We start from the raw sequence: 20,461 nt of genomic DNA, 5'->3' as shown, positions 1-20,461 counted from the left end.
AACAAGTGGTTGATTTCCGTTCCGACTGGGCGCTTTGTTGCTGTCGCTTCGCTTTCGCACAGATAAAACATTTGCCGCTGACGCTTCGCTTTCGCGCAGAGCAGAGCTTCCTAGGGGCGTCCGATGAGCCGCTTCACTCGCGTTGCTCGCTCCAGGGTCTCGGGCCAACAGGATGTTGGTCACGAAGGCATTATCACAGGATGTGATGGTTTTAGCCTTCGTTCCTCTATCGCTAATCCCCAAGGAGTCGCCCAGTCTCCACTCCAATCAACCACTTCCCAGAATGTATCTTTCTTACATAACACTCTAATTTATAGTAATAAAGCGATGTATCCTAGCCTCTTTTTTTCGTTTAGCTAATGGTAGACTTCTATGGGGAAACTGGGTGCAGTATTTGTTTTAATAATTAGAATCCCACACCTGAAAAATTAAAAAATATAACATCAGAAAAACGCAAGAAATCAACTTTTCTAAAATTGATTTCTTGCGTTTTTAAGGTTTTTAGTTTTGGGTTTAGCGAATACTCATTTTAAATTCTAAGAAAAGCTCATTGTATTTGCCTAAGTAATCAGGACCTAAGTTTTTATAAACTTCTAATGTTTTACGTTGCTCTTCAGATGGGTAGAAGCGCTTATCAGATACGACTTCTTTATCCATTAACTTCATCGCTGCAATATTAGGGGTAGAGTAGCCTACATAATCAGCGTTTTTAGCACCTGATTGAGCTTTCAGCATAAAGTTAATGAAAGCATGTGCGCCATCTATATTTTTTGAAGTTTTTGGGATAACCATATTATCAAACCATAAGTTTGAGCCTTCTTTTGGTACAGCAAAGTCTAAATCTTCATTTTCTGACAACATATCTGCTGCTTGACCAGACCAAGTGAGTGCTACAGTAGCTTCATTATTAACCATCAGCGGTGTAATTTCATCCCCGATAATGGCTTTAACATTTGGCGCTAATGTGATTAGTTTATCAGTAGCTTTCCGTAGCTCTTGATTATTTAAAGAATTGAGCGAGTAGCCAAGGCTGTTTAAGCCCATACCAATCACCTCACGTGCACCGTCTACTAAAAAGACTTTACGTTTTAACGAAGGATCCCATAAGTCCGCCCAAGATGAGAAGTCTAGGTTTCCAACGAGCTTAGGATTATAGACAATACCGACTGTTCCCCAGAAATATGGAACAGAATATTTATTGTCGTCATCAAATGGTAAATCTAAAAAATAGGGGTCGATATTTTTAAAATTAGGGATTTTCGTTTTATCTAAAGGAACAAGTAATTTTTCTTCCTTCATTTTTTCAATCATGTATTCAGAAGGTACTGCAATATCGTAAGCTGTACCGCCTTGTTGAATTTTTGTCATCATGGCTTCATTTGAATCAAACGTCTCATAGATGACGTGAATGCCTGTTTCTTTCTCAAATTGCTTTAGCAAATCGGGGTCAATATATTCTCCCCAGTTAAAGATAGTTAATGTATCTTTACCACTTTTTCCACCACCAGCACTTAGGGCATTAGCAGCGTAGAATAATAGGGCGGAAACGACAAGTATTGCGATTGTCGCTTGAATTAATTGCTTCATTGAGTTCCCCCCGTTCTTTTACTAGCACGGCTTGTAATGAAGTAATAGCCAACTACGACGATAACTGTTACAAAGAATACTAAACCAGAAATAGCGTTAACCGTTAAGGAAATACCGGCACGTGCCATCGAGTAAATTTCAACAGATAATGTACTGAAGCCGTTACCTGTCACGAAAAATGTTACCGCAAAATCATCGAGGGAATACGTTAAGGCAAGGAAAAACCCTGCGAAAATACCAGGTTGAATATACGGTAAAATAACACGCATCATGACATCTTTTTTCGTCGCGCCTAAATCTAATGCAGCATCGATTAATGATTTGTTCATTTCTAATAGTTTCGGTAAAACCATCAATACAACAATTGGAACACTGAACGCTACGTGTGCTAATAACACAGAAGTAAAGCCTAATTTAATACCGATCATTGTGAATAAAATTAAAAAGCTTGCACCGATAATGACATCTGGGCTAACAATTAATACATTGTTTAAAGAAAGTAGGGTATTGCGCATTTTCGAATCTTTTACAGTGACAATGCCGATAGCCCCTAGTGTCCCGATGATTGTAGAAATCAATGCAGAGAGTAATGCCACGATGACTGTATTAATTAAAATGACAAGTAGACGTGAATCCTCAAACACAGCTTTATAATGTTCTAATGTAAAGGACTCAAAATTATTCATCGATCCGCCACTATTGAACGAATAGAAGATTAAATAGAAGATAGGTGCATACAAAACGATAAAAACAATCGCTAAATACACTCTTGCTGTAGCAGATAGTTTTTTCATCGTACGCGACCTCCTTTATCCTTTTTCTGTCCTGTAATTAACATAACGATGACCATGAATAAAATTAAGAAAACAGCAATTGTTGAACCCATTCCCCAGTTTTGGGTTACAAGGAATTGTTGTTCAATCGCTGTACCAAGTGTAATCACACGGTTTCCTGCAATTAAACGAGTAATCATGAAGAGTGATAATGCAGGAATAAACACAACTTGAATACCTGATTTAACACCGTCCATTGTTAAAGGCAATATTACGCGACGGAATGTAGTAAAGGCAGATGCCCCTAAATCACGTGCTGCATAAATAAGAGCCGGATTTAAACGATCTAATGAGTTAAAAATCGGTAAAATCATAAATGGAATAAAAATATAAACGGATACGAACACAAAGCTAAGGTCAGTGAATAGCATTTGCTTCGGATCAAAACCAAATACTTCAATGAATGCATTTAATGGGCCGTACAAGCCAAAAATCCCGATAAAGGCATATGTTTTTAACAATAGATTAATCCAAGAAGGAATAATAATTAGTAAAAGCCAAAGCTGCTTATATTTCGTTTTTGTTAAAAAATAAGCTGTTGGATACGAAACAAGTAACGTAAAGAACGTAATTAAAAATGCATACCAGAATGAACTTAATGTCATTTTTAAATAGACAGAAGTAAAGAATGCTTTATAGTTATCGAGCGTGAAATGGCCATGTATATCTAGTAGGGAATAGTAAACAACAAGTGCAATCGGCGCGATAACGAAAAATGCAATCCACAAAACATAAGGAAATAAGGCTGATTTCGAAGTCTTAGTTTGCATCTTCGTCGTCCCCATACGCCTCTAAACGTTTATCGAATTCTTCTTCTGTTTCATTTAAGCGCATTACATGAATTGCTTCAGGATCAAAGTCTAAACCAATTTCTGTCCCTACCTCAGCTTTTTTCAATGAATGCACGAGCCATTCATTACCATCTTTGTCATACGTAGATAACTCATAATGCACCCCACGGAACAATTGAGTATCCACTTTAACGACAAGCTTGCCTTTATCGATTGTTGTCATTTCTAAATCCTCAGGGCGGATGACAATATCAATTTTTTCATTTGGCTTCATACCTTGGTCAACACATTCAAAAACTTTACTAGCAAACTCTACTTTGAAATCTTCAATCATCACGCCAGGAACGATATTTGATTCACCAATAAAATCAGCAACGAAGCGGTTAATTGGCTCATCATAAATATCTACTGGTGTACCAGATTGTTGGATTTCACCTTCACTTAAAACAAAGATTTCATCACTCATCGCAAGTGCTTCCTCTTGATCGTGTGTGACAAATACAAATGTTTTCCCAAGTCGTTGTTGTAACTCTCGTAGTTCATACTGCATCTCTGTACGTAACTTTAAATCTAAAGCAGAAAGAGGCTCATCGAGTAAAATGACTTCAGGATCATTGACAATAGCACGAGCGATTGCAACACGTTGGCGTTGACCACCAGACATTTCGGAAATTTCACGATTGCTATAGCCTGATAAGTTAACGAATTTTAAAGCTTCAGCAACACGGTTTTTAATTTCACTCTCAGGGAGTTTTTTTATGCGAAGTCCAAATGCGACGTTTTCAAAGACATTTAAATGAGGAAACAACGCATAATCCTGGAAAACAGTATTTACTTGGCGTTCATTTGCTGGCACCGAGTTGATTTTTTTATCATGAAAATAGATATTTCCTGTAGTCGGTTCTGTGAATCCAGCAATCATACGTAAAATAGTAGTTTTACCACATCCAGATGGACCTAATAATGTATAGAATTTTCCCTTTTCTAGCTCTAAGTTAATGTTTTTTAAGACGACCGTGCCGTCATTATAGGACTTTGAAACATTTTCAAAGCGGATAATCGAATTCGTTGTCATAGATGCGCCTCCTTAAGCTATAAATATGAATCCGTTGCGACAAGCAAAATTTTTGTTTCATCAGCATGTGCATTAAAAATTTGATGATGATCTGTCGCGTCAAAATAGAGAGCATTGCCTTCACTCGCTATGTACTGTTCATCTCCTAAAACGAGACGAATACGCCCTTCGACAACAAAAATAAATGTTTCGGAAAGTGAGGGTTCAAACTGTTTGAATTCCCCATCAGCAGCTAGTGTTAAGAAAATTGGCTCCATCTCTTTTTCATTGGAAGTAGGAATGAGCCATTGAATCTCATATTTTTTTTCTTCGTCTGTATAAGTGGACTGATCTTCCTCTGTATAGACAACCTTTTGTTCAGGTGCTTCATCATCGAAAAATTCCTTAGGTGTTGACCCTAAAACTTCTAATAGTGAAAATAGAGTTTCAATGGAAGGTGAATTTAGGTCGCGTTCTAATTGAGAGATATACCCTTTACTTAAATCTGTACGTTCTCCAAGTTCCTCTTGGGTAAGACCTTTTTTTAAACGAAGCGCTTTGATTTTTGCTCCTATTTGCATCTTTTCCCTCCTAGAAGAAGTTTAGCAATCATAAACTTTTGAAATACGAAGTTTACTTTAACGAAACTTTTAGTTTACTAAAACCATTACAATTATACATAATAATAAAGAATTTGCAATCGTTTTTTATTAAAAAAAAGATGATGTAATTTTTAGAAATTATACATAAATATCGCATAGAAAAATTTTGTTTAAACCAGAATAAAATTGTTAAAAATAGCTAATAAATAGGCTGTAGCAGCTATTCCATTTAGGGATTTGACGAAAATTTGTCAGATTATTTAAAACGAGCACTTTTGAGAAGTTTACTTGTTTGAAAAACTACGATTACTCTGTTATCGTAGAAGACGAGTTCGCTGGTGCGAATGGAATATATACACTACATATATAATCGGAGGGATTTATAATGGCAGAACGCATGGTAGGTAAACAAGCACCTGACTTTACAATGGAAGCGGTACTTCCAGACAAATCATTTGGCAAAGTATCATTAGAAGACATTAAAGCACAAGACAAATGGACAGTTCTTTTCTTCTACCCAATGGACTTCACTTTCGTATGTCCAACAGAAATCACTGCAATGAGCGATCGTTATGATGAGTTCGAAGATTTAGATGCAGAAGTAATCGGTGTTTCTACGGATACAATCCACACTCACTTAGCATGGATTAACACGGACCGTACAAAAAATGGTCTTGGTGAATTAAAATACCCATTAGCAGCAGATACAAATCACCAAATTTCAAAAGAATATGGTGTGTTAATTGAAGAAGAAGGTATCGCACTACGCGGCTTATTCATCATCAACCCAGAAGGTGAATTAAAATACCAAACAGTATTCGATAACAACATTGGCCGTGATGTAGACGAAACTTTACGTGTACTTCAAGCTTTACAAACTGGTGGTCTTTGCCCAGCAAACTGGCGCCCAGGTCAAGCAACTCTATAATTTAGAGTTTGTACGGCTTTGAACTCAACTCAAAGCTTAGCGTAACTGGATCATTCAACAAATAAAGAGTCCCCACAGCATGTTTGTGGGGATTTTTTTAAACTTGATATAGGAAAAAGGTTCGACACCAAAAATTGTGGATGGCTTTTGTTAAAACGTCTACTGTGTAAATAAGTTGATTGGAGTGGAGACTGGGCGACTCCTAGGGGATTAGCGATAGAGGAACGAAGGCTAAAAGCATCACATCCTGTGATAACGCCTTCGTGACCAACATCCTGCTGCTGCCGCTGCGTTAACACTACGCTTTCGCACAAAAAACATCTGTTGCCCCGACGCCCCCAGGAAGCTCTGCGCGAAAGCTAAGCGTCAGCGGCAAATGTTTTATCTGTGCGAAAGCGAAGCGACAGCAACAAATGTTTTCTGTAGCGAAAGCAAAGCAGCAGCTACAAAGCGCCCAGCCGGAACGGAAATCAACCCACGTTTTGATAATGAACCCCATAAAAGGAAAAAGGAGAATGTTTTATGAAACTTCGTGAACAAATGCCTGAACTTGTAGGCGCAACAACTTGGTTAAATGGTGAAGTAACAAAAGCAGATTTAGTAGGCGAAAAACCAACGTTAATTCATTTCTGGTCAGTTAGTTGCCATTTATGTAAAGAAGCAATGCCGGATGTGAACAATTTCCGTGATCAATATAAAGATGAGCTAAACGTTATTGCAGTGCATATGCCACGTTCTGAGGAAGATACAAATTTAGAAACAATCAAATCTGTAGCAGCAGAGCATGACATTGTTCAACCAATCTTTGTGGATAGCGAATTAAAACTAACAGATGCATTTGAAAACCAATACGTACCTGCGTATTTTGTATTCGATAAAGATGGTCAGCTTCGTCACATGCAAGCTGGTGGTAGCGGCATGAAAATGCTAGAAAAACGTGTGAATCGCGTTTTAGATGAAATGCGCAACGCATAAAATAGTGGATGAAGAGGCGGGGATATTTTATTCCTCGTCTTTTTTTATAGAAAACACCATGTTAGTTTTTGGGGCCCCTCTGATTCCTTCTTTGGTCAAGCTGATCAGTTAAGAGGCAAAGCTGATCACTTTCGGGGTCAACCTGAGCAGATTTAGTGGAAACCTGATCACTTCTAGGATCAAGCCGAGCAGTTCGTCTCACACCCGATAAATTCTAACGAAAAAACCCACTAAGCTGAACGGTCCTGTACAAGGTTTGTCTTTCCATGACGAATAGCCTCTTGTTTTGGCGATACATATAGCAAAGAATGCGTTACAATAATGGTATAGTAGTTTTCGGAGGGATTTATAATGATGAAAAAAGAGTTTGCTGTCATTGGACTTGGACGTTTTGGCGGAAGCATTGTTCGCGAACTGATGAGTCAAGGCGCACAAGTTATGGCGATCGATCATTCCTCAGAGCGGGTGGACGAGTTTGCTTCCATTGCCACACAGGCCGTTATCGCTGATTCGACGGATGAATCGGTATTAAATTCATTAGGTATTCGTAATTTTGAGCATGTTATCGTAGCAATTGGCGAAGATATTCAGGCTAGTATTTTGACAACTATTATTTTAAAAGAAATCGGTGTTCAACAGATTACTGTAAAGGCCCAAAATGATTACCATGAAAAAGTTCTGCGTAAAATTGGTGCAGATTTTGTCGTGCATCCTGAGCGTGATATGGGAATACGTATTGCCAATAATATGCTGTCTAATACAGTGCTTGATTATCTAGAGCTTTCGGATGAACATTCAATTATGGAGCTGAAGGCCAATGATGCGATTGCAGGTTACTCCATTATGGATTTAGATATCCGTGCAAAGTACGGGATTAATATTGTAGGTCTTAAGCGTGGTGCAGATATTATTGTATCTCCACAAGCGAGTGATAAAATTTTGCTAGGAGATATCATGCTTGTTATTGGGGCTGATGTAGATATTAACCGCTTTGTTAAAAAGGCATTGAATGGGTAGTGAAAATGAATAAACGAAGATGGAAACTAGTTATATTTGCTGCAATTATTGTTATTATCGCCTTTACATTGCAGTCTCGCGACAAAAATGAGGAGGAAGCAATTTCTCGCATTTTAGATCATGCAGCAGAAATTGATGCAATCGAGCTTTTGAAAGGAGAGCAATCTCTATTAAAAGCAAAAGGTCAGGATGCAACAGCCTATATTGAAAACTATCCTCTAAGCCATGTTAAGAAACTAAGCAAAAAAGAACGCGCTATATTTGAAGAAAAACCACTCTATCATATTGTCTATGAAATGAAAGGAAAACCATTATATGAGGTGGATATTTTAAAGGTCGCTATTAGCTCTGAGCTAAGTGAGGAATTACAGCAGATGGTTTTTAAGGTTGGGGATCAGCAATATTTGATCTATTGGGCAAAAGAGAAAAAAGCACTTGAGCAATCAAGAAATACGCAACGCTTACTCGAACAATATATTAAATAATAAAGAGGGTAGTGAAAACAGCAAATAGCTGTAATCGCTACCCTTTCTTGAGCAAGGGCATAGTTTTCCTCTAGGCAAAACGCTACACCCTTAAGCTTTGACGATACATATAGCAGAGAATACGATACAATAATGGTATGTTATTCTTTGCAGGATTTTTTAATCTACTGACATTGAACGGAGACGTTTAAGGATAAAATTAATGTTAAGAAAGCAAATGAGGAGTAGGTTTAACACATGTTCAACGTTCGAAAAGAGGCGCTATTTAAATTTTTGAAAATTCTATTTCCAATAGCGCTTTTAGCAATAGCTGTTTATGAAATTCTACAAACTATAAGTGGAATAGATGTTCATTTACTACGGAAAGAAATGAACGAATTACATGTATGGGAGCTCTTGTTCATTCTTTTTATCACCTTCTGTGCCATTACACCGATGATTTTGTATGATGTTATTTTAGTGAAAATGGCAGGAATCAAAATAAATAAACGTATATTGTTGAATCATTCATTTATTGTGAATACCTTCTCCAATCTTATTGGCTTTGGTGGTTTAGTTGGTGTATTTCTGCGTAATTATTTCTATTCCAAATATAAAGAGGATAAGGAAGACTTGTTAAAAAGCATAGCCTCCGTTACACTCTTTTATTTAACAGGGATTTCGTTGCTAGCGTGGATTATGTATATATTCTTTTGGGACTTCCCGTTGTTAAAAGAAGTACGATGGTTAAAGATAGCGGTTATTCTTGTCAGCTTATATGCGCCGATTTTTATTGCTATGCTGATCATTCGTAATAAAAAAGCAGGTTCTATAAATCCAAAGATCTCTCTTCAATTGATAGGTACGTCAGTAACTGAATGGGTTGCAGTCTTTTTAGTTATCTGGATATTAACTTTTATTTTGGACATTCCAATAGAATTATCCAATTTAATTCCCATATTTTTAATTGCTTCCTGTGCGGGAATTGTCAGTATGATACCTGGCGGAGTGGGCTCATTTGATCTTGTTTTTTTATGGGGGACACAAAGTTTAGGAATGGCTGATGAGAAAGTGCTTTTTCTATTAATTTTGTACCGCATTGGCTATTTTGTACTTCCGTTCTTGGTTTCTGCCCTTTTATTTGTAAAAGAGTATTGGAATCGTTGGAATGAATCGTGGGACGACTTGCCGAATGTTATTTTCCAAAAGCTGAGTCACATGTTATTAACGATATTGGTATTTCTCTCCGGTATTGTCTTATTGCTATCTGCGTCGGTGCCAGGTATTCTAAGTCGACTAAAAATAGCTCAGGAATTTCTATCTTCGCCAATCATGCATGTCTCTCATCAGATGACTGTTGCAGCTGGCTTTATTCTCCTAGGGTTATGTAGGGGGATTAAATATAAAGTGAAAAGGGCATATCAGCTTAGTCTTATTGTCCTTAGTAGTTCAGCGATATTTTCAATTTTTAAAGGCTTGGACTATGAAGAAGCTATATTTTTAGTAATCGTCGCAGGGTTATTAATTGCTTCAAAAAAACAATTTTACCGTGAAAGTTACGTTTTGACATGGGGAATCGTGTTAATGGATCTTGCTGTAGTGACATTCATTACAGTGATGTATGTCTTGATTGGTTATGTCAACTTACCTACTTCTAAAATCCGTATTCCAGCTGCTCTACAGGAATATATCATTACAGATTACCGAGACCTATTTTATAGTGCAGTCATAGGTATCCTAATAGCAATTGTCATTTTTTATATAGGGTATTTTATCCGCGCACCTAAGAAAATGGAAAAGCTTTTATCTAGTGAGCAAGAAGAGGTCATCAAAAATCATTTGATGACCTATAAAGGAACGGAGTATTCACATTTAATTTTTTTACATGACAAATTTGTCTATTGGAATAAAGAAGGTACAGTTTTATTTTCCTATCAAATATTCGCTGATAAGATCGTGGTACTGGGAGATCCAGTGGGAAATGAAGCCGATTTCTTATCTGCTATTCAAGAGTTTTTAGAGTTGGCGGACAAGCATGGGTATACACCAGTCTTTTATGAAATTAACAATAATATTTTCCCTTCTTTACATGAGCATGGATATAGCTTTTTTAAGCTTGGCGAGCAAGCTTTTGTAGATTTAGATGAATTTACGCTAGCTGGTAAAGGAATGAAGGGACGACGAGCGGTAAAGAATAAATTTGAACGAGAAAATTTTACAGTTGAAATAGTAAGCCCTCCTTACTCACGGGAATTCATGCATGAATTGCAAGAAGTATCAACGAAGTGGTTGCAGGGAAGGGCAGAAAAAGGCTTTTCTCTTGGCTTTTTTGATGAACACTATTTAAACACTTCCAACATTGCTGTTTTACGTGGTACAGATGGGGTGATTGGCTTTGCCAGTCTCATGCCAATGTACGATAATGGCGAAAGACTCTCAGTAGATCTCATGCGTTTTAAGCCGGGAGCACCATCTGGAACGATGGATTTCATTTTTCTCTCTTTATTTGAATGGGCAAAAGAAGAAGGCTATCGTGTTTTTAATATGGGGATGTCACCATTGTCAAATGTCGGACAGTCAAGATATTCTTTTTTAAGTGAAAAAATTGCAGCACAAATATTTTTACATGGACAGCACTTCTATCATTTTAAAGGATTAAAAAACTTTAAATTAAAATATGCAGACTTTTGGGAGCCAAAGTATATAGCCTATCGAAAGAAATCTTCATTGCCATTTACAATGGCGCAAGTCACGCTATTAATCGGCAAAAAGAGAAAATAGTTCAATCAAAAAAAGATGCATTGCAAAATTAATTTGCGATGCATCTTTTTTTGATTTGAATTAGGAAACGCTGATAAAGCATGGAACATCGCTGATAAAAGAGTCAGAAACGCTGATACCACCGAACATCGCTGATAAAAGAGTCAGAAACGCTGATAAGGCACCGAACATCGCTGTTAAAAGTATCAAAATCGCTGATAAACCTTAAACATCGCGTAAAGTACATGAAAAAATTGTAATTTTATAATTGATTTTCCATTGACGCTTTGTAATAATAGAGAAAATTTAGTGCTAGATGAAAGATTAATAGTAAAAATTAAAACTTTGTAAAGGAGGGGACAGTTTGCGTATTCCAGATAAATTAACAGTAGGTGATGAGATACGTGTGATTGCACCTAGTCGTAGCGCAGCAATTATAACAGCAGAAGGCCTTGAACAAACAAAGAAAAAACTTGAAAAGTTAGGCTTTACTGTATCGTATGGGCGTCATATTTTTGCGTGTGATCTGCAAAATTCATCATCAATAGAGCATCGAGTTGCTGACATTCATGATGCCTTCCAAGATAAGCATGTGAAGGCTATCTTAACAGCTATTGGTGGTTTCAATTGTAATGAAATTTTACCCTATCTTAATTATGAAATGATAGCAAATAATCCAAAAATACTTTGCGGTTTCAGTGATATTACCGCTTTAGCAACCGCTATAACAACAAAATGCGGATTTGTTTCGTATTCAGGGCCTCATTTTCCTAGCTTTGATATGGAACAGGCACAAGACTATCAGCTATCATATTTTCAAAAATGTTTGATGAACAATACACCATATACGATTAAAGCATCAAGCGTTTGGAGTGATGATGCATGGTATTTAGATCAATATAATCGTCATTTTGAAGCAGCTAGCTGGAAGGTATATTCTAAAGGTGAAGCAAGTGGACAATTATTTGGTGGAAATTTATGTACGTTAAATCTGCTTCAAGGGACAGAGTATATGCCTGAATTAACAAATAGTATTTTATTTGTAGAGGATGATGAAATCGTTAATCCAGAAATATTTGCCCGTGATTTCACTTCATTATTACAAGCTACTAGCAGTATTAAAGGTATTGCGATAGGGCGTTTCCAAAGGGCTTCTAATATGACGGAGGAGCAATTACATTTTATTTTAGATAAACATCCAAGCTTGAGAAGAATTCCAGTTTTATATGATGTTGATTTTGGACATACACAACCAATCTTTACGTTTCCTATCGGTGGTGAAATTCAACTGAGCACGGAAGATTTCCCTGTGATACATGTTACTAAGTTTTAAAAAGGGGGAGGGATTAGGATGGTAATAAGAGAGGCAATAGGTAAAGATGCTGAACAAATTATAGCGGTCATAAGAAATGCAGAAGAGTCTAATTTTATGTTATTCGGGCCTGGTGAACGAAAGTTAGAGACTGAGCAATTTACTAAATTTATCGAGAATTTTCACAATAATAGCCATTCAGCTTTGTTTGTAGCTGAAATAGAAAAGCAAATAGTTGGTTATTTAATTGTTCAGGGTAATCATATGCCATCTAGAGTTTCACATCGAGCCTATATAGTCGTAGGTATCCATCAAGAATATAGAGGACAGAAAATTGGTACTGCATTGTTTAGTCACCTCGACGATTGGGCAAAAGAAAAGAGCATACATCGATTGGAACTAACAGTCATGACAAATAACACAGCAGGCATAGCTTTATATAAAAAAATGGGGTTTGAAATAGAGGGGACTAAAAAACATTCCTTATATGTTGATGGGGAATATAGGGACGAATATTACATGGCAAAAATAGTGTAACATGAAGAAGGGCCCTACTGAATTTCAGTAAGGCTCTTCATTTAAAAATAATGTTCATCCGTTATAGCATACAGTTTTACATTTTGATGATCACCTTTAACAAACATACTTTTTCGTAAAATACCTTCGAAAAGCATTCCCGATTTTTCCATTACTTTTTGGGAACCGATATTGTCCTCGAAACATCGTGCTTGTATCCGAACTAATTTTAATTCGTTAAATCCATAGTCTATTAATTTTTTTACTGCTTCGGTCGTCATCCCTTGATTCCAATAATCTTCAGAAAGAACGTAGCCAATTTCCGCACATTTATGCTGGTCATTAAAAGAAACAAAGTCGATCGTGCCAATTAACTTCTGCTTATATTCAATGCCCCATAATAGATGATTACCTTGTTTATACCCATTTAAAACAAATTCAACAAACATTTTTGTTTCGTCTAAACTTTTATGAGGATCCCAAGTCACATAACGTGCTACATTTTCACTGGATGTATACTTAAACATTGCCTCTAAATCATTTAATGAAATCGGTCTTAATGTTAATCTTGCTGTTTTTAAAACAGGTGGTGCTTGTTTGAAAATGTTGTCGCTCACAAAACTCCCCCTTAAAGGCAATTTCCTGTATTTAATTATAACAAGATTTGTAAATTCTCGTTAAGCTTTTTATTTGAGATTGAGAGGAGAGGTGGATTGTCGATAAAAAATTAAAGTTGGTTAATAAAACGTGAAAGTTGGTCGATAAAATTTAAAAGTTGGTAGATAAAACTGAAAAGTTGGTCGATAATTCCTGAAAGTGTTTCGATAAAACTATTAAGTTTGGACCCACGTTATGCTAATGAGTTATAGACAATTATAGAAAAAAGGGCCCCTTCATTGGAGAGCCCTTTTTCTACATGAATCTATTAATTTTCTTCCATATCTTTTCGGTTTTTCTTTAACATTTTAGATAGCATTTCATACACGATTGGTACAACTACTAATGTTAATAATGTTGAAGATAGTAAACCACCAATTACGGTAACTGCTAGGTCTTTTGAAATTAGACCACTTCCACCATTACCAAGTGCCATTGGAATCATTGCACCGATTGTTGCGATGGCAGTCATTAGGATTGGACGTAAACGAGTTGCACCTGCTTCTAAAATGGCATCGCGCATAGCAAGTCCGTCACGTTCCATATGAATAATGCGGTCTACTAATACGATGGCGTTTGTTACAACGATACCTATTAACATTAATAGTCCCATCATAACAGAAACAGAAATTGTTTGATTTGTAACGTACAAGCCGACAAATGCACCAATTACTGAGAATGGTAGTGAGAACAGAATAGCAAATGGTGCTAAACCTTCGCCGAATGTTACTACTAGGATGAAGTAAACAATCGCGATCGCAGCTAACATAGCGATTCCGAGCTGTGTGAACGTTTCTTGCATGTCTGCAGCAACGCCTCCAACGCCAGTCGTTACACCTTTAGGTAAATCTAATTTATCGATTTTCTTATCAGCAGCTGCAGTTGCTTTTGACATATCGTCACCGATAATTGTACCAGAAACTTTTGCGAAATATTCACCTTTTGAGCGAGACAATGTGTTTAATGTAGTGCCTTCTTCTACTTTTACTAACTCACCGATTGTCATTGTTGTGCCTGTAGCTGTTTGGATTTTAGTAGCTAATACATCATCAAGAGATTTGGCCGCAGCTTTTTCTTCATGTTGTACAAGAACATCAATATCTTTACCGTTATGCTGAACTTTAGTTAAAACTTCTGGTGCTGTATTTTCATTTAAAGCCATTACAATTTGAGCAGTAGTTAAACCGTATTGTAGAACATTCTTTTGATCTACTTTTAAGGTATTCTCAACGAATGGATCTTCATTATCAGACTTAATTTCTTCTAATTCATCAACTTCTTTTAATGCGCCTTCTACTTGTTTCACGGCTTTACGAAGCTTTTCTAAATCTTCACTATATAATGTGTAACTTACTTCATTTGAAGAACCCGACATTGATGAGAAGTTTTGAGATTTCCATTCTCCAGATTGACCGATGTTCATTACATAGTCTTCTACTTCTTGACGTGCCCCAGGGAAGTCCTCCATATCTGGATCGAAGATGAGGTACATTAAGGCACCACCAGCACCGCCACCCATCATCATTGCTGAAGGATCAACATGTTTTGGATCATTGATCGAAACTTGTAAAATATCAACGTCTTTGCGTTTCATTAATTCTTTTTCTACTTTTGCAACATTTGCTTCTGTATCTTTCATTAGCTCGCCTGTAGCAGGAGTATACGTTAAGTACATCACCTTATCTTCTTGAGAGCCCATGAAGCTGAAGCCAATAAGTGGTGTTAAAGCAAGAGAACCAACAAGCAATACAATCGCAATAACTGATGTAATGATTTTATGGTTTAATGCTTTTGTTAGTATACCTTTATACCAAAGAGCTAGTTTACCAACTTCTTTATGTTGACTTTCTTTTTTCTCACCGTATATTTTTTTACGGAATAAGAAGTGAGATAAAGCTGGAACTATTGTAATCGCCACTATTAATGAAGCACCGAGTGCAAATGACATTGTTAACGCAAACGGTATGAATAATTCACCAACCATACCACCTACAAACATTAGTGGGGCGAATACGGCCACAGTTACTAATGTAGAAGAAAGGATTGGTTTGAACATTTCAATTGTCGCTTCACGAATAAGCGCACGACCTGTTAGTTTTTCTCCTTTTAAATGGATACGTCGATAAATATTTTCAACAACTACAATGGAGTCATCGATAACACGACCGATCGCCACGGTAATCGCACCGAGAGTCATAATGTTTAATGTGATATTCATCCAGTTTAATAGTAGTAATGCCATGAATACTGAAACTGGGATAGAAATAATCGAAATAATTGTTGATTTGAAATCACGTAAAAATAGTAAAATAATTAGTACGGCAATGGCACCACCGAATACTGCTTTTTCAATCATAGTGTAGACTGAATCCTCAATCGGTTTACCTTGGTCAAGTGAGATATCTACTTTTAAGCCGGCTAATGATTTTTCTTCGTCTTTCATTAAATCTTTCACTGCATTTACGACTTTTACCGTATTTGCATCTTGAGCTTTAACGATTTGAATTGCAATTGCATCTTTGCCATTTGTACGTGATACAGATTGTACTTTACCTTCGACCTCAATCTTTGCAATATCGCCTAGGCGAACGAATGGTGAAGGATTTGTAGCAGAAGGTGTGACTGGGATCAATAATTCTTTTAACTGATCGATAGATTGTGCTTTACCGTCTACTGATACGGCCTGTTCACCAACAGTAAATTGATATAAACCAAGTGATAGTGACATATCACTTGCTTGAATCATTTGCTTGACAGAATCCTCTGTTAAGCCGAGAGCAGCCATTTTCGCTTTATCATATTTAAATGATACTTCATTAATGTGCTGACCATTGATAGTTGCTGAAGCAACGCCATCAATTTTTTGGATTTTAGGAAGTAGAATGTCTTCTACTGTTGACGTTAATTCAACAATATCTTCCTTAGAGCTACTAACTGATAAAGCGACAACAGGCATCATATTCATGCTAATGGCCATAACTGTCGGCTTTTCAGCACCTTCAGGTAACTTGATTGTATCTAAAGCGGACTCTAATTGGCGTTTTTTCTCATCCATATCAATGCCGTAGTCGTATTCAACTTGAACTTGAGCTACGTTTGAAGAGGAATTTGAGTAAACAGCTTTTACATCTTCTAAGCTTTCTATTGACTTTTCAAATGGCATAGAAAGCTCATTCATAACCTGTTCAGGTGTTGCGCCAGGATAAACACCCATGACAATTAAATATGGTATAGAAATATCAGGTATCGATTCCATTTTCATTCTTGTACCTGAATAAATACCAGAGACAGTGATGATAATTGTTAATAACCACACTGCCAATTTGTTTTTCAATACGAAATTAACTAAACCTTTCACCTTTACACCTACCCTTTATTGACTAACTTGATTCATTTATTTATACTAATGACTAATCGGTCATTTGTCAATGAAATACATTAGGAGAGAATTAAAAGTATGTTAAAAAAGCAACTTATTATGGAGAAAGCGTTGGAGCTATTCTCAGAACAAGGCTTTGAAGCTACATCTGTACAGCAAATTACAGAACGATGTGGAATTTCAAAAGGTGCATTTTATTTATCTTTCAAAACAAAAGATGAGCTTATCATTTCTATGGTAGAGCACTATTTACAACAGTTTATTGCTGATGTTGACCAAGTAGTCAGAAGCTCACTTAGTAAAGATATCATTTTAGTTGAGTTTTACAAAAGTATTTTTCAAGCATTTAAAAACAATGCTGCATCTGCCCGTGTGTTTTTTAATGAGAAAGTACTTCTTTCAAAAAAAGAGTTGTTTCAGAAAATAATGGCCTATGATGCTGATATGTCTAAGTCGATCATCTATATGCTTGAGCAGCTCTATCAAGATGAACTCCACGAGACAAAATATGATGTCATGTATTGTATTAAAGGATTTATGAAAAGTTATTCAGAGCTTTTTATTTTTTCCGATATACCACTCGATTTAGATCAATTGGCTAAATCTCTAGCTGAAAAGACGGAAATTATTGCACGGCATACGACGATTCCATTTATAACTGAAGAGCTCGTTCAATTGACACCGGAACCTTATAATGAAAAAGTTTCACAGGAATCTTTACTGGAATTAATCGAACAATATCTAAATGGGTTAGAAGAGTCTATAGAACGCGAGTCTCTTGAATTACTAAAATTTCAAGTTGAAAATCCAACCTATAGTAAACCAATTTTAAAAGGTTTAATCGAAAACATACGATTGCAGCCAGATTATAGATGGGTTGCTTATGTAATAGCTAAATACTTTAATATTTAGACATGATAGGATTGCTCTCACTCTCAAAGGTAAACGGTCCTATTTTTAATGGGACAAAGAGAGTCTGCAAAGAATGGAAGTAATAGCGGTAATATGTAATAGTCTAGGTGAATAGAAGTGATTGCAGTGCTGCTAATAGCACTACAATAAGAACATGAACACCATTCAAGTATGGTAGTCATTTATTCGAAACGGTATTTTACTGAATGTTATGCTTGCTCAAAACCGATTCCGGGCGCAATAATGCCGAGACATATTTGCTAGTTGTTATTACTATATACGAAAAAATAGTAAAAAGGTTTCGGAAAAATAAAAAAACTACGCAATTTTGCGTAGTTTTTTTGTAATGAGGTTAAACCTCCATAATAATCGGTAAAATCATAGGGCGACGTTTTGTTTTTTCGAATAGATATGGACCTAAAACGTCAGTTATTTCATTTTTAAGCTCAGTCCATTGAGGAGTTTTGCTTTGAATGGTCTCGTTCAGGTGGCGATTTAGCATTTTTTGTGCTTCATTAATCATCGTACCTGACTCGCGCATGTAAACGAAGCCTCGTGAAATAATGTCTGGACCGGAAACGATTTTTTGGTTTTCCATATCCACACTTACAACAACGATTACTAAACCTTCTTCCGAAAGAATGCGACGATCGCGTAATACGATATTTCCGATATCTCCAATACCATTGCCGTCAATATAAACGTCTCCTGAAGGGATGCGACCAGCTACATGCGCCTCATTGGCACTTAATGCTAGCACGTCACCATTCTCCATAACGAATGTATTTTCGAGTGGAACATCACAATCTTCTGCTAGATGCGTATGCATTTTCAACATACGGAATTCACCGTGAATTGGCATGAAGAATTTAGGCTTCATTAAGCGTAGCATCAATTTTTGTTCTTCTTGAGAACCGTGACCAGAAGTATGGATATTGTTTAGTGCACCATGAATAACTTCTGCGCCTGCACGGAAAAGTAAGTTGATGATCTTGTTAACACTTACCGTATTTCCTGGCACTGGCGAAGAAGAGAAGACAACTGTGTCACCAGGCTGGATTTGGATTTGACGATGTGTACCATTTGCAATGCGAGAAAGGGCAGCCATCGGTTCACCTTGAGAGCCTGTACATAATATCATTACTTCATTTGCTGGAAGGCGATTAATGCTTTGTGCATCAATGAATGTATCCTTTGGTGCATTTATATAACCTAGTTCGCGACCAAGTGTAATGGCATTGTCCATTGAACGTCCAAAGACAGCAATTTTTCTTCCGTATTTTATTGCAGCATCTGTTGCTTGTTGTAGACGGTAAATGTTAGATGCAAAAGTTGCGAAAATTATACGACTATCAACCTTACGGAAAATTTCGTCGATACTTTTACCAACTGTACGCTCTGACATTGTGAAGTTCGGCTTTTCCGCATTTGTACTATCTGAAAGTAAGCACAGTACTCCATCTCGTCCGATTTCAGCCATTTTTGTTAAGTTGGCTGGCTCACCTACAGGTGTAAAGTCAAATTTAAAGTCACCTGTATGCACGATGTTACCGGGTGGTGTTTTTACAACGACACCGTAAGCATCTGGAATACTATGTGTTGTTCTAAAGAAGCTAACCGATGTTTTTCTAAACTTAATAACATCATCTTCTTTAATTTCAATAAGCTTTGTCGTACGTAGCAAGCCATGCTCGTCTAATTTATTGCGTAATAAACCAAGTGCAAGCTTACCGCCGTAGACAGGAACATTTACTTGACGTAATAAGTAGGGAATACCACCAATATGGTCTTCGTGTCCGTGTGTAACAAATAATCCTTTGATTTTGTCGACGTTGCGTACTAAATAAGTATAATCCGGAATTACATAGTCAATGCCGAGTAAATCGTCTTCGGGAAATTTAATACCGGCATCAATTAAAATGATTTCATCTTGAAATTGAACGCCGTAAGTGTTTTTGCCGATTTCGCCCAGTCCGCCGAGCGCGAAAACAGCTGCTTGGTCATTTTTAACAAACTTCATGTTTGTTAAATTTCCTCCAAGACGAAGTTCGGACTTGCTTGTTCGTAGGCTAAATAGTTACCTTCAAGCAGTTGAATGAACTCGATGTTGTAGTTTCGGTCTTTTAGCTTTTCACGTACTTCGCGGTCTGAAGCAGCTTCAAGGTATAGACTTTTAGTATTTTCGCGAACTGGAATTTCATTTGCTTTTTCTTGATAATAAACTTTGTAAATCATAGTTTGCTCTCCTTTTATTGCGTACAATTTTCTTGCATCTTTGACTAATACCACACACGTACTACAAGAAAAAACAGCAAATTTCTAGTGTAAAGAAGAAATTAAGCGTTTGAAGTTCTTGTATCTCAGTGCTACATCCAGACGTAATTACAACAAGGTGCAATTGAATTAAGCAATGAGACAGTGGTTGCACATAGCCAAATAAATGCATTTCCTTTATATTATCACGCAGTTACTCTAAAATAAAGAAAAGCCCTTCAAATAATGAAGGGCAAATGTTAGGCAATTGATTTTTTTCCGAGTATGCCGCGAAGTTGCTTCAACAATTTACGTTTGAGTTTCTTCAGCATGGCACATCACTCCTTAGGATCATTGTAATAAAAAATACTGCCTCTGTAAAGTCATTAGCCTTGTAAAATAATACGTCATGAAGGGGAAT

The 20,461-nt window shown here is 36.7% G+C and carries 17 protein-coding genes; 8 read left to right on the top strand and 9 right to left on the bottom strand.

Translation table 11 applies throughout. The features are described 5' to 3' along the window. Positions 1-513 precede the first annotated feature (513 nt). From MOK21_RS07515 to MOK21_RS07495, 5 genes are read right to left on the bottom strand one after another with little or no spacing between them, the layout of a single operon-like run. Positions 514-1,587: an ABC transporter substrate-binding protein gene (locus tag MOK21_RS07515; protein WP_249073316.1), complete on the bottom strand. Its 1,074-nt coding sequence runs from the start codon at positions 1,585-1,587 to the stop codon at positions 514-516. After that, a complete protein-coding gene (locus MOK21_RS07510; RefSeq protein WP_249073315.1) occupies positions 1,584-2,381 on the bottom strand; it encodes an ABC transporter permease in 798 nt (265 codons plus the stop codon). Before MOK21_RS07510 ends, MOK21_RS07515 begins: the two co-directional genes overlap by 4 nt. Further along, positions 2,378-3,190, bottom strand: a complete 813-nt coding sequence (locus tag MOK21_RS07505) for an ABC transporter permease (RefSeq protein ID WP_249073314.1) — start codon at positions 3,188-3,190, stop codon at positions 2,378-2,380. The genes MOK21_RS07510 and MOK21_RS07505 overlap by 4 nt, the downstream gene beginning before the upstream one ends. Next, positions 3,180-4,286, bottom strand: coding sequence for an ABC transporter ATP-binding protein (locus MOK21_RS07500; protein WP_249073313.1), 1,107 nt, complete (start codon positions 4,284-4,286; stop codon positions 3,180-3,182). The genes MOK21_RS07505 and MOK21_RS07500 overlap by 11 nt, the downstream gene beginning before the upstream one ends. A gap of 17 nt (positions 4,287-4,303) precedes the next feature. After that, entirely contained in the window at positions 4,304-4,846 is a 543-nt protein-coding gene (locus MOK21_RS07495) for a helix-turn-helix domain-containing protein (RefSeq protein ID WP_249073312.1), read from the bottom strand. Between the two features lie 406 nt (positions 4,847-5,252). Between MOK21_RS07495 and MOK21_RS07490 the strand changes: the two genes are divergently transcribed. From MOK21_RS07490 to MOK21_RS07460, 7 genes are all read left to right on the top strand, one after another. Beyond that, entirely contained in the window at positions 5,253-5,795 is a 543-nt protein-coding gene (locus MOK21_RS07490; RefSeq protein ID WP_249073311.1) for a peroxiredoxin, read from the top strand. 522 nt (positions 5,796-6,317) lie between these two features. After that, positions 6,318-6,770, top strand: a complete 453-nt coding sequence (locus tag MOK21_RS07485; protein WP_053483465.1) for a TlpA family protein disulfide reductase — start codon at positions 6,318-6,320, stop codon at positions 6,768-6,770. A 354-nt stretch (positions 6,771-7,124) separates the two neighbouring features. Further along, the gene (locus MOK21_RS07480; RefSeq protein WP_079559812.1) at positions 7,125-7,787 is read left to right on the top strand and encodes a potassium channel family protein; all 663 of its coding nucleotides are present in this window, start codon (positions 7,125-7,127) and stop codon (positions 7,785-7,787) included. 5 nt (positions 7,788-7,792) lie between these two features. Next, on the top strand, positions 7,793-8,272 hold the full coding sequence (locus tag MOK21_RS07475) for a hypothetical protein (protein WP_249073310.1): 480 nt from the start codon (positions 7,793-7,795) through the stop codon (positions 8,270-8,272). A 237-nt stretch (positions 8,273-8,509) separates the two neighbouring features. Next, positions 8,510-11,032, top strand: coding sequence for a bifunctional lysylphosphatidylglycerol flippase/synthetase MprF (gene mprF, locus MOK21_RS07470; RefSeq protein WP_249073309.1), 2,523 nt, complete (start codon positions 8,510-8,512; stop codon positions 11,030-11,032). Positions 11,033-11,375: 343 nt separating this feature from the next. After that, positions 11,376-12,344 carry a S66 family peptidase gene (locus MOK21_RS07465; protein ID WP_249073308.1) on the top strand — a complete coding sequence of 323 codons (969 nt, stop codon included), beginning with the start codon at positions 11,376-11,378 and terminating at the stop codon, positions 12,342-12,344. A gap of 18 nt (positions 12,345-12,362) precedes the next feature. Continuing rightward, positions 12,363-12,860, top strand: coding sequence for a GNAT family N-acetyltransferase (locus tag MOK21_RS07460; RefSeq protein ID WP_249073307.1), 498 nt, complete (start codon positions 12,363-12,365; stop codon positions 12,858-12,860). 41 nt (positions 12,861-12,901) lie between these two features. On the opposite strand, the gene MOK21_RS07455 is transcribed toward MOK21_RS07460, so the two are convergent. Then, on the bottom strand, positions 12,902-13,456 hold the full coding sequence (locus MOK21_RS07455; RefSeq protein ID WP_249073306.1) for a GNAT family N-acetyltransferase: 555 nt from the start codon (positions 13,454-13,456) through the stop codon (positions 12,902-12,904). 308 nt (positions 13,457-13,764) lie between these two features. Continuing rightward, positions 13,765-16,854 (bottom strand): efflux RND transporter permease subunit, encoded by a 3,090-nt coding sequence (locus MOK21_RS07450; RefSeq protein WP_249073305.1) that lies wholly within the window; start codon positions 16,852-16,854, stop codon positions 13,765-13,767. 99 nt (positions 16,855-16,953) lie between these two features. On the opposite strand from MOK21_RS07450, the gene MOK21_RS07445 reads away from it, so the two are divergent. Then, entirely contained in the window at positions 16,954-17,787 is an 834-nt protein-coding gene (locus MOK21_RS07445; protein ID WP_249073304.1) for a TetR/AcrR family transcriptional regulator, read from the top strand. A 352-nt stretch (positions 17,788-18,139) separates the two neighbouring features. Here the strand turns inward: MOK21_RS07445 and rnjA are convergent, their stop codons facing one another. Together rnjA and MOK21_RS07435 are read right to left on the bottom strand one after the other, a co-directional pair. Then, the gene (gene rnjA / locus MOK21_RS07440) at positions 18,140-19,807 is read right to left on the bottom strand and encodes a ribonuclease J1 (protein WP_249073303.1); all 1,668 of its coding nucleotides are present in this window, start codon (positions 19,805-19,807) and stop codon (positions 18,140-18,142) included. A gap of 5 nt (positions 19,808-19,812) precedes the next feature. Beyond that, positions 19,813-20,022 carry a DNA-dependent RNA polymerase subunit epsilon gene (locus MOK21_RS07435; RefSeq protein WP_079559694.1) on the bottom strand — a complete coding sequence of 70 codons (210 nt, stop codon included), beginning with the start codon at positions 20,020-20,022 and terminating at the stop codon, positions 19,813-19,815. Positions 20,023-20,461 lie beyond the last annotated feature (439 nt).

It is taken from the genome of Lysinibacillus sp. BPa_S21 (genome assembly GCF_023337795.1).
In the GTDB taxonomy this organism is placed as follows: Bacteria; Bacillota; Bacilli; order Bacillales_A; family Planococcaceae; genus Lysinibacillus.
This window is presented reverse-complemented; position numbering and strand designations above follow the sequence as displayed.

What these genes read in the sequence shown, in the direction of transcription:
- MOK21_RS07515 (WP_249073316.1), bottom strand. Translation starts at nt 1,587, where the DNA reads ATGAAGCAATTAATTCAAGCGACAATCGCAATACTTGTCGTTTCCGCC.
- MOK21_RS07510 (WP_249073315.1), bottom strand. Translation starts at nt 2,381, where the DNA reads ATGAAAAAACTATCTGCTACAGCAAGAGTGTATTTAGCGATTGTTTTT.
- MOK21_RS07505 (WP_249073314.1), bottom strand. Translation starts at nt 3,190, where the DNA reads ATGCAAACTAAGACTTCGAAATCAGCCTTATTTCCTTATGTTTTGTGG.
- MOK21_RS07500 (WP_249073313.1), bottom strand. Translation starts at nt 4,286, where the DNA reads ATGACAACGAATTCGATTATCCGCTTTGAAAATGTTTCAAAGTCCTAT.
- MOK21_RS07495 (WP_249073312.1), bottom strand. Translation starts at nt 4,846, where the DNA reads ATGCAAATAGGAGCAAAAATCAAAGCGCTTCGTTTAAAAAAAGGTCTT.
- MOK21_RS07490 (WP_249073311.1), top strand. Translation starts at nt 5,253, where the DNA reads ATGGCAGAACGCATGGTAGGTAAACAAGCACCTGACTTTACAATGGAA.
- MOK21_RS07485 (WP_053483465.1), top strand. Translation starts at nt 6,318, where the DNA reads ATGAAACTTCGTGAACAAATGCCTGAACTTGTAGGCGCAACAACTTGG.
- MOK21_RS07480 (WP_079559812.1), top strand. Translation starts at nt 7,125, where the DNA reads ATGAAAAAAGAGTTTGCTGTCATTGGACTTGGACGTTTTGGCGGAAGC.
- MOK21_RS07475 (WP_249073310.1), top strand. Translation starts at nt 7,793, where the DNA reads ATGAATAAACGAAGATGGAAACTAGTTATATTTGCTGCAATTATTGTT.
- mprF (WP_249073309.1), top strand. Translation starts at nt 8,510, where the DNA reads ATGTTCAACGTTCGAAAAGAGGCGCTATTTAAATTTTTGAAAATTCTA.
- MOK21_RS07460 (WP_249073307.1), top strand. Translation starts at nt 12,363, where the DNA reads ATGGTAATAAGAGAGGCAATAGGTAAAGATGCTGAACAAATTATAGCG.
- MOK21_RS07445 (WP_249073304.1), top strand. Translation starts at nt 16,954, where the DNA reads ATGTTAAAAAAGCAACTTATTATGGAGAAAGCGTTGGAGCTATTCTCA.
- rnjA (WP_249073303.1), bottom strand. Translation starts at nt 19,807, where the DNA reads ATGAAGTTTGTTAAAAATGACCAAGCAGCTGTTTTCGCGCTCGGCGGA.
- MOK21_RS07435 (WP_079559694.1), bottom strand. Translation starts at nt 20,022, where the DNA reads ATGATTTACAAAGTTTATTATCAAGAAAAAGCAAATGAAATTCCAGTT.